Source organism: Massilia sp. P2_C2 (genome assembly GCF_056404615.1).
The window spans coordinates 1-9,475 of record NZ_JBFUDR010000249.1; the positions used below are offsets into that span (position 1 = coordinate 1).

General features: G+C 63.6%; 11 protein-coding genes. 9 read left to right on the forward strand and 2 right to left on the reverse strand.

The features are described 5' to 3' along the window. Positions 1-49 precede the first annotated feature (49 nt). A complete protein-coding gene (locus AC1DYX_RS23165; RefSeq protein ID WP_477263215.1) occupies positions 50-1,324 on the forward strand; it encodes an EAL and HDOD domain-containing protein in 1,275 nt (424 codons plus the stop codon). 52 nt (positions 1,325-1,376) lie between these two features. On the opposite strand, the gene AC1DYX_RS23170 is transcribed toward AC1DYX_RS23165, so the two are convergent. Further along, the gene (locus AC1DYX_RS23170) at positions 1,377-2,126 is read right to left on the reverse strand and encodes an SAM-dependent methyltransferase (RefSeq protein ID WP_477263217.1); all 750 of its coding nucleotides are present in this window, start codon (positions 2,124-2,126) and stop codon (positions 1,377-1,379) included. Between the two features lie 3 nt (positions 2,127-2,129). Then, on the reverse strand, positions 2,130-2,753 hold the full coding sequence (locus AC1DYX_RS23175) for a Maf-like protein (RefSeq protein ID WP_477263219.1): 624 nt from the start codon (positions 2,751-2,753) through the stop codon (positions 2,130-2,132). Between the two features lie 138 nt (positions 2,754-2,891). Between AC1DYX_RS23175 and AC1DYX_RS23180 the strand changes: the two genes are divergently transcribed. The 8 genes from AC1DYX_RS23180 to fabF form a co-directional block, all read left to right on the forward strand. Then, positions 2,892-3,389: a YceD family protein gene (locus AC1DYX_RS23180; protein WP_477263221.1), complete on the forward strand. Its 498-nt coding sequence runs from the start codon at positions 2,892-2,894 to the stop codon at positions 3,387-3,389. Positions 3,390-3,733: 344 nt separating this feature from the next. Next, entirely contained in the window at positions 3,734-3,916 is a 183-nt protein-coding gene (gene rpmF, locus AC1DYX_RS23185; RefSeq protein WP_005666806.1) for a 50S ribosomal protein L32, read from the forward strand. 218 nt (positions 3,917-4,134) lie between these two features. Continuing rightward, the gene (plsX, locus tag AC1DYX_RS23190; RefSeq protein WP_477263224.1) at positions 4,135-5,175 is read left to right on the forward strand and encodes a phosphate acyltransferase PlsX; all 1,041 of its coding nucleotides are present in this window, start codon (positions 4,135-4,137) and stop codon (positions 5,173-5,175) included. Between the two features lie 2 nt (positions 5,176-5,177). Beyond that, positions 5,178-6,158 (forward strand): beta-ketoacyl-ACP synthase III, encoded by a 981-nt coding sequence (locus tag AC1DYX_RS23195; RefSeq protein ID WP_477263226.1) that lies wholly within the window; start codon positions 5,178-5,180, stop codon positions 6,156-6,158. A gap of 171 nt (positions 6,159-6,329) precedes the next feature. Further along, the gene (fabD, locus tag AC1DYX_RS23200; RefSeq protein ID WP_477263228.1) at positions 6,330-7,265 is read left to right on the forward strand and encodes an ACP S-malonyltransferase; all 936 of its coding nucleotides are present in this window, start codon (positions 6,330-6,332) and stop codon (positions 7,263-7,265) included. Between the two features lie 33 nt (positions 7,266-7,298). Next, the gene (fabG, locus tag AC1DYX_RS23205; protein ID WP_477263230.1) at positions 7,299-8,036 is read left to right on the forward strand and encodes a 3-oxoacyl-ACP reductase FabG; all 738 of its coding nucleotides are present in this window, start codon (positions 7,299-7,301) and stop codon (positions 8,034-8,036) included. A 155-nt stretch (positions 8,037-8,191) separates the two neighbouring features. Next, the gene (gene acpP, locus AC1DYX_RS23210; RefSeq protein WP_036168404.1) at positions 8,192-8,431 is read left to right on the forward strand and encodes an acyl carrier protein; all 240 of its coding nucleotides are present in this window, start codon (positions 8,192-8,194) and stop codon (positions 8,429-8,431) included. 25 nt (positions 8,432-8,456) lie between these two features. Further along, the coding region (fabF, locus tag AC1DYX_RS23215; RefSeq protein WP_477263232.1) for a beta-ketoacyl-ACP synthase II at positions 8,457-9,475 on the forward strand (1,019 nt) is incomplete at its 3' end.

The window sequence follows — 9,475 nt, forward strand, 5'->3', positions numbered from 1 at the left end:
GACCGGATCCGGTGCGCATGGTGCGTGCCGCGTCTCAGGAGTGTTTTACATGCATGCGGTAGCAACGGCAGCCACGTCCACGCCGTCCGACGAATTTTATCTGGCGCGCCAGCCCATCCTCGGACGTGACCAGAAACTGGTCGCGTTCGAGTTGCTGTTTCGCGCCGCGCCGGAGCACGAGGATGCGCAACTGACCGATTATGCTGCCGCCACCGCCGCCGTGATCTCGCATGCGTCACAACTGGGCATGCACCAGGTGGTGGGCGAGCAGGTTGCCTTCGTCAATGTCGACGAAGTGGTGTTGATGAGTGATTTCGTCCGCTTCCTGCCTCCCGATAAGGTGATTCTGGAAATTCTGGAAACCGTCCGGCCTACGCCGCAGCTGCTCAGCCGCGTCAGGGAACTGAAAGAGCTTGGCTTCAAGTTCGCACTCGACGATGTTATAGGCCATTCCGAGCAGGTAAGCAAGCTTCGGAATCTTGTGGACGTCATCAAGATCGACCTGCAGGGCGTGGGCCAGGACGAGCTGGCCGGTCTCGTGCACGCGTTGAGCGGGCCGCACCAGAAGCTGCTGGCGGAAAAAGTCGAGACGGTGGAGGAATTCCAGCTCTGCCTGGAGCTCGGCTTCGAATATTTCCAGGGCTATTATTTTGCGCGCCCCGCGATCCTGTCCGGCAAGAAGATCACACCCTCGGAACTCGTGCTGCTGCGTCTGCTGGACCTGATCCATTCGGAAGCCGATAACGAGGTCATCGAAGCGGCCGTCAAGCGCGACGCGCTGCTCAGCCTGAACCTGCTGCGCCTCGTGAACGGTCACCTGACGGGCAAGGGCGTTCCGCGCATCGTCTCGATTTCGCAGGCGCTCGCCCAGCTCGGCCGCAGCCAGTTGCAGCGCTGGGTGCAGATCCTGCTGTACAGCGGGCCGGAGGGGAACGTCGAACTCAATTCGCCGCTGCTGCAATTGGCCACGACGCGCGGCCGCCTGCTGGAACTGATGACGCTGACCTTGCGTCCGGGCGATGTGGCCGGCGCGAATACGGCATTTACGGTCGGCATCATGTCGCTGATGGATGCGTTGTTCGATGTGCCGATGCGGACGATCCTCGACAAGGTCGAGATCTCGTGGGACGTCCGTACCGCCCTGCTGGAGCGTGGCGGCGATTATGGCGCCATGCTGAGCGTGGCGGAGGGGCTGGAACGCACGGGACCCGGCCGCGACATGGCGGCTGCGCTGGCCCACCTGGGGCTGTCCGTCAAGCAGGTCCGCGAGATCGAACTGGCAGCGTTCGGCTGGGTGCGCGAGCTGGGCGCCGAGGTGCACTGAAGCCCTTGTAGGGTGGGCACCCCGTGCCCACGCGTAACGGTCGCGTCACGTCCTACTGCGCCAGGAACAGGAAAACGGTCGGCTTCTTGTGGAAATCGGGCGCCTTGCCGGCGCCGAGTTGGGCCTTCCATTGCGCCGCCGTCTGCGTGCGCACGGTCTCCGTCGCCAGCGACAAATCCGTCGCCACGCACACCAGCGTCCCCGGCTGGCAGCTGGTCACGAGGGCTTCCAGTATCGCGCCGTTGCGGTAGGGCGTCTCGATCAACAATTGCGTCTGTTTCTCGCTGCGTGAACGTTGCTCCAGTTGCTGGATGCGCTTGGCGCGCTGGCCGGCGTCCGTCGGCAGATAGCCGTTGAACGCAAAACTTTGACCATTCAGGCCGCTCGCCATGACGGCCAGCAGCAGCGATGACGGGCCCACGAGCGGGCGGACGGGAACGCCGCGCTGGTGCGCCAGCCGGACGAGGTCGGCGCCCGGATCCGCGACGGCCGGCACGCCCGCCTCCGATACAAGACCGGCGTCCCGTCCTTCCAGCAGCGGCGCCAGCAGTTCGGCCAGCGCCTGCGGCGGGGTGTTGACGTTCAGCTCGGCGATCCGGATTTCCTGCAGCGGGCGCGCGAGCGGATGGTCGATGCCGACCAGCTTCAGGAAGGCGCGCGCCGTCCTGGCGTTTTCCGCCACGAAGTAATCGAGCCGGCTGGCGATGTCCTGCACCTGTTCGGGCAGGATGTGGGACAGCGCGTGCGGCGCCGCGTCGGTCGGGCCGAGGGTGTTCGGGATGAGGTAGAGCGTACCGGGCATGGTCTATTGTTGGATATTAAAGAATGGCATGCCCGCGCGGCGCAGCATGCCCGTCAAGGCGATCAGGGGCAGGCCGGTGAGGGCGGTCGGATCGCTGCTGTCGATRCGTTCCAGCAGCGCGATGCCGAGGCCTTCGTTCTTCGCACTGCCGGCGCAGTCGTAGGGTTGCTCGATGCGCAGATAGGCGTCCAGCTCCGCGTCGGGCAAGTCGCGGAACGAAACGAACACCTGGACATTTTCCAGCTGCGCGACCTGCGCCGCGACATCAGGGGGCAGGCGGCCATCCCACAGGCACAGGGCGGTATGGAACACGACGCGGCGGCCGCGCATGGCCTGCAACTGGGCGAGGGCACGCGCGTGATCGCCCGGCTTGCCGATCTGGGCGCCGTCCAGCGTGGCGACCTGGTCCGAGCCGATCACGAGGGCGCCGGGATGCTTGCGGGCCACGGCCGCAGCCTTTTCGCGCGCCAGCCGCAGCGCGGTGGCTTCCGGGGTCTCGCCCGGGTGCGGGGTCTCGTCGATGTCGGGGGCTGTGGCTTCGAACGGCAGCTGCAGGCGGCCGAGCAGTTCGCGCCGGTAGGCGGAACTGGATGCGAGGATGAGGCGCGGGAGGGCGGCGATTTGCATCGATTTTTATAAATAAAACAGGAACATAGCGGTTTTCCGACACGCCGGCGCGGTGCCTGCCCGAAAAACGCACGGAGTCTTTGACTGCGCGGGTGGAAGCCTGCTATTATCGCAGGTTTTCCGGGGATGTTTTTCCAAATGAGCGCTTTTGTCATCGACGCCTTTGAGTTTTGTCGGAACAACGGGCATCGTGAAGGCGTCATGCCGGTGGCGGAAATGACCCGCCTGGTGGTCGATTGCGCCGACCTGTCCGGCGAGATCGCCTGGTCCATCCAGGGTGGCCAGACCCGGCAGGGGTATCCGATGCTGACCTTGTCCGTCTCCGGTACCGTGCAACTGGTCTGCCAGCGTTGCCTGACGTCGTTTCCCTACGCGATCGATTCGTCGACCGTGCTGGTGCTCGGCAAGGATGACGAAGAGGCGGACGAGATCGAGGAAATCCTCGACGACGAAAGCATCGACGTGATCGTCGGCAGCCATGCCTGCGACATCCGCGAGCTGCTGGAAGATGAAGCCCTGCTGGCCCTGCCGCAGGCACCGAAGCACGAGGTGTGCCCCGATACCAAGCTGCTGGACGCCATCAAGTCCGAGAAGGTATCGCCGTTCGCGGCATTGAAGAGCCTCAAATCCGAATGATGAAGGTCGAAAAACCGTAGCGAGCGGCGGCAGGTTTGGGCGGGGCGCGTAGCCGAGAAGCGCAGCTGTACGACAGTACAGCGAGCATCGCAGCCCGAACCTGCAACGCGCAGTAGGTTTGTCGACCTTCAAAAAGAATTGCAGTGGGTGCTACTAGAAGGTAGGATTCGCAGCGTCAAAACGTGTCAAACGCGTGCAGCTCGAGTATTGAGTCATCGTGGTAAGGCAGCGTTAAGCATGTCGGCAATAATCGCCTCACGAATTATTGCTGCTGGGATACTCGATGCGCATGTACTTGCAAGTCGAATGTGTTAGAATTTTAGAACTTAAGTTTAGGAGTCATCATGGCAGTTCAACAGAATAAGAAGTCCCCGTCGAAGCGCGGCATGCACCGTTCGCACGATTTCCTGACCGCCCCGAACCTGGCTGTCGAGCCGACCACCGGCGAAACGCACCTGCGTCACCACATCAGCCCGAACGGTTTCTACCGTGGCCGTAAAGTGCTCAAGACCAAGAACGACGAGTAATCGACGCCTTGCTGTTTTGGTCCATGAAAGCGGTGCAACGTATGTCGAATGCGTGGCGCCGCTTTTTCTTTCGCGGTACCCGTGCCGCCGGTCGCAACCGGAGCTGGCACACCGTCATTTACCATCCCGCTGACTCGGTCTGCATTGCAGCTCATCTTGCACCTCGCCGAGAACGAGCAGCCGCCGGCCGACCCTGAGCCCGCGGTTCATCCCGACAAATGACAATCAAAATTTCCATCGACTGCATGGGTGGCGATCACGGCCCCTCCGTGACCATCCCGGCAGCCATCGCATTCCTCAAGCGCGAACCGGACGCCGAGCTGATCCTCGTCGGCCAGGAAGACCTGGTCCGTGCTGAACTCAAGAAACATCATGCGGGCGACAATCCGCGCCTGACCGTCCGCCACGCTTCCGAAGTGGTCGCGATGGACGATCCCGTCGAAGTCGCCCTGCGCCGCAAGAAGGATTCATCGATGCGCGTGGCGATCGAGCTCGTCAAGGACGGCAGCGCCGACGTGTGCGTCTCGGCCGGCAATACGGGCGCGCTGATGGCGATCTCGCGCTATGTCTTGAAGACCATGGCCGACGTCGACCGTCCGGCGATCTGCTCGATCCTGCCGAACCAGAAGGGCGGTCCCACGTACATGCTGGACCTGGGCGCGAACGTCGATTGCGAGCCCCATCACCTGCACCAGTTCGCCATCATGGGCGCCGTGCTGTTCGAGGCGATGGAACACCGCCGCCCCAGCATCGGCCTGCTCAATGTCGGCACGGAAGAGATCAAGGGCAATGAAGTCGTGAAGGCCACCGCACCGCTGCTGCGGGCCGACCACGAACGCGGCGTGCTGAATTTCTACGGCAACGTCGAAGGCAACGATATCTTCAAGGGTACCGTCGACGTCGTCGTGTGCGACGGTTTCGTCGGCAACGTGACCCTGAAGGCGATCGAGGGGCTGTCGCGCTTCTTCAAGACCACGTTCATGGAAAGCACGATGTCGAAGCTGGGCGCATTGCTGGCGCGCAAATCGCTCAAGAAGCTGAACCCTGAAAGTTACAACGGTGCCGGCCTGCTGGGTCTCAAGGGCCTGGTCTTCAAGAGCCATGGCGGCGCCAACGCCTACGCCTACGAATGGGCACTTCGTCGCGCTTTTGAGGCGGCGAAATATAATGTGCAAGCGCAACTCTCGACCTTGATCGCCGAAATGTTGCCGCAAGCTCCTGACACGGAAGCGCCAGGCTCAACTATTCAGCAGGGTTAGCAATGACTTACAGCAAAATTATCGGCACCGGGAGCTATTTGCCCGGGCAGCGCGTCACCAACGACGACCTGGCGGCCCAGCTCGCCGCCAAGGGTATCGAAACCTCGGACGAGTGGATCGTGACCCGCAGCGGCATCTCCGCCCGCCACTATGCCGCCCCCGAGGAAAACGCATCGGATCTCGCCGTCAACGCGGCCCGCGCCGCCCTCGAGGCGGCCGGCCTGGAAGCCGAGCAGATCGACCTGATCATCGTCGCCACGTCGACCCCGGACTTCTTCGGCAGCTTTCCCAGCACGGCCTGCATCGTCCAGAACAAGCTCGGCATGCGCAACAACAGCGCCGCGTTCGACATGGGCGCCGTGTGCTCCGGCTTCGTCTACGCGCTGTCGACGGCGGACGCATTCATCAAGGCCGGCCATGCGAAGAACGTATTGGTGATCGGCACGGAAGTGTTCTCGCGCATCCTCGACTTCGATGACCGTACCACCTGCGTGCTGTTCGGCGACGGCGCCGGCGCCGTCGTGCTGACCGCGTCCGAGGAACCGGGCCTGCTGGCCGTCAAGCTGCACGCGGATGGAAGCTACGGCGACATCCTGTGCGGCCCCGCGAACCCGGGCAACCTGGCCGCCAACCAGAAATTCCTGTACATGGACGGCCCGGCCGTGTTCAAGCTGGCCGTCACCGTGCTGGAAAAGGTCGCCAACGAGGCGCTCGCGGCGGCGCAGATGCCGGCCAGCAGCATCGACTGGCTGATCCCGCACCAGGCCAACCTGCGCATCATGACGGGCACGGCGAAGAAGCTCGGCCTGTCGACGGACCGGATGGTCGTCACCGTCCACGAACACGGCAATACGTCGGCCGCGTCGATCCCGCTGGCGCTGGATGCCGCCGTGCGCGATGGCCGGATCCAGCCGGGCCACAACGTCATGATGGAAGGCGTGGGCGGCKGTTTCACGTGGGGCGCCGTGCTGGCGCGCATGTAATAACAAAACAACGAGACTAAAAAGGGGCTCGCAAACCGTAGCGAGCGGCGGCAGTTCTGGTCGAGAAGCGCAGCCGTACTTACGGTACGGCCGGTCCGCCGTAGCGGAGCATCGCAGACCGGAACTGCAACGCGCAGTAGGTTTGCGAGCCCCTCACCACAGGGAGTATCGATGAGTAAATTCGCTTTCCTTTTCACCGGCCAGGGCGCGCAAGCCGTCGGCATGCTGAACGGCTTCGCCGGCAACCCGGTCGTCGCACAGACCGTCGCCGAAGCGTCGGAAGCGCTGGGCCAGGACCTCGGCAAGCTGATCGCCGAAGGCCCGAAGGAAGACCTGGACCTGACCACCAATACGCAGCCCGTGATGCTGACGGCCGCCGTCGCCGTGTACCGCGCGTGGATCGCCGCCGGCGGCTTGACGCCGGCCGTCGTCGCCGGCCACAGCCTCGGTGAATACTCGGCATTGGTTGCCGCCGGCGTGATCGACTTCAAGGACGCGGTGCCGCTCGTGCGCTTCCGCGCCCAGTCCATGCAGGATGCCGTGCCGGTCGGGCAGGGCGGCATGGCCGTCGTGCTGGGCCTGTCGGCCGACGACGTGCGCGCCGTGTGCGCCGAAGCGGCCCAGAGTGAAGTCGTGGAAGCCGTCAACTTCAACGAGCCGACGCAGATCGTGATCGCAGGCCACACGGCCGCCGTCGAGCGCGCCTGCGACATCGCCAAGGCCAAGGGTGCCAAGCGTGCCATGAAGCTGGCCGTGTCGGCCCCGTTTCACTCGTCGCTGCTGAAGCCCGCTTCGGACCGGCTGCGCGACTACATGGGGAACCTGCAATTTGCCGCGCCGCAGATCGACTTGATCAACAACGTCGACGTGGCTATCCTGAACGATCCGGCCGCCATCAAGGACGCCCTGGTGCGCCAGGCTGCCGGTCCCGTGCGCTGGGTCGAAACCATGCAGAAGATGGCCGCCGAGGGTGTGACCCAGGTCATCGAATGTGCACCGAGCAAGACCCTGATCGGCATGGCCAAGCGTATCGACCCGGTGCTGGTGGGCGAAGCCCTGGTCGACCAAGCCGCGCTGGAGCGTGTGCTCGCCGCCGTCAAAGGCTGAGCGCCACACCCCGTTAAACAAGAAGAGGACTCAATGAACCTGCAAAACCAAGTCGCCCTCGTGACCGGTGCCTCGCGCGGCATCGGCAAGGCCATCGCACTCGAACTGGCACGCCAGGGCGCGAAAGTGGTCGGCACCGCCACCACCGAAGCCGGCGCCGAAGCCATCGGCGCCTACCTCGCCGAATTCGGCGGCAAGGGCGTCGTGCTGAACGTCACCGACGCCGCCCAATGCACCGCCGTCATCGATGACGTGACGAAGAACGTCGGCACGATCGGCATCCTCGTCAACAATGCGGGCATCACCCAGGACCAGCTGGCGATGCGCATGAAGGACGAGGAGTGGGACAACGTGATCGCCACCAACCTCACGGCCGTGGGCCGCCTGTCGCGCGCCGTGCTGCGCGGCATGATGAAGGCGAAGCAGGGGCGTATCATCAACATCACGTCCGTCGTGGGCGCGGCCGGCAATCCGGGCCAGATGAATTACGCGGCGGCGAAAGCCGGCGTGGCCGGCATGACCCGCGCGCTGGCGCGCGAGATCGGCAGCCGCAACATCACCGTAAACTGCGTGGCGCCGGGCTTCATCGATACCGACATGACCAAGGCGCTGGGCGAAGGCCAGCACGAGGCGCTGCYGACGCAGATCCCGCTGGGCCGCCTGGGACAGCCGGAAGACATCGCGTACGCGGTCGCCTTCCTGGCCGGTCCGCAGGCCGCCTACATCACGGGCACCGAGTTGCACGTGAACGGCGGCATGTACATGAACTGATGCACTCATGCTGACTGCCGGGTTTTGCAAGAGATCTCGGCAGTTCGCAGTAGTTTCAGCTGATTTAGCGTCAGACGCTGAAAATAGTTTTTCAACGCGCAAACCCTGATAAAATGCGCGCACTTTCCGCAACACATACCTAATGGAGCCATAACATGTCGGATATCGAACAACGCGTTAAAAAAATCGTCGCTGAGCAACTGGGCGTTGCCGAAGCAGACATCAAAATCGATTCCTCGTTCGTTGACGACCTCGGCGCTGACTCGCTGGACACCGTGGAACTGGTGATGGCCCTGGAAGACGAATTCGAAATGGAAATCCCGGACGAGCAGGCCGAGAAGATCACGACGGTTCGCCAGGCGATCGAGTACGCACAGGCACACGTCAAGGCCTAAGCTTTCAGGATTTCAGGAGAAGCGCTTGAGTTCACGCAACCGTCGTGTCGTTGTGACCGGCCTGGGTTGCATCTCTCCGATCGGCAACACCATTGCCGACGCGTGGGAGGCAGCACTGGCGGGCAAGTCGGGCATTGCCAACATCACCAAGTTTGACGCCTCGCCCTTTTCGACCCGCTTCGCGGGCGAAGTGAAGAACTTTAACGTCGAGGACTACCTGCCCGGCAAGGAAGGCCGTCATATGGATACCTTCATCCATTTCGGCATGGCCGCAGGCATCCAGGCGATACAGGATTCGGGCATCGTCGTCACCGATGACAATGCCGACCGCATCGGCGTGCTCGTGGGCTCCGGCATCGGCGGCCTGCCGATGATCGAAGAGACCAAGGCGGAGTACGACAATCGCGGCCCGCGCCGCATCTCGCCGTTCTTCGTCCCCGCGTCGATCATCAACATGATTTCGGGCGACCTGTCGATCAAGTTCGGCCTGCGCGGCCCGAATCTGGCCATCGTGACCGCCTGCACGACCGGCCTGCACTGCATCGGCCAGGCCGCACGCCTGATCGAATACGGCGACGCCGACGTGATGATCGCCGGCGGCGCGGAATCGACCGTATCGCCGCTGGGTCTGGGCGGTTTCGCCTCGGCACGCGCCCTGTCGTCGCGCAATGACGATCCGGCCACCGCGTCGCGTCCGTGGGACCGCGACCGTGACGGCTTCGTGCTGGGCGAGGGCGCCGGCGTGATGGTGCTCGAAGAGTACGAACACGCCAAGGCGCGCGGCGCGAAGATCTATGCGGAAGTCGTCGGCTTCGGCATGAGCGCGGACGCGAACCACATCACGGCTCCGCTCGAGGATGGCAGTGGCGCGTCGCGCTGCATGGTCGCCGCGATGCAGTACGCCGGCATCAACCCGGACCAGGTGCACTATGTGAACGCGCACGGCACGTCGACCCCGGTGGGTGACGTGGCGGAAGTGAAGGGCATCAAGCGCACCTTCGGCGACCATGCGAAAAAGCTGGTCGTCAACTCCACCAAGTCGAT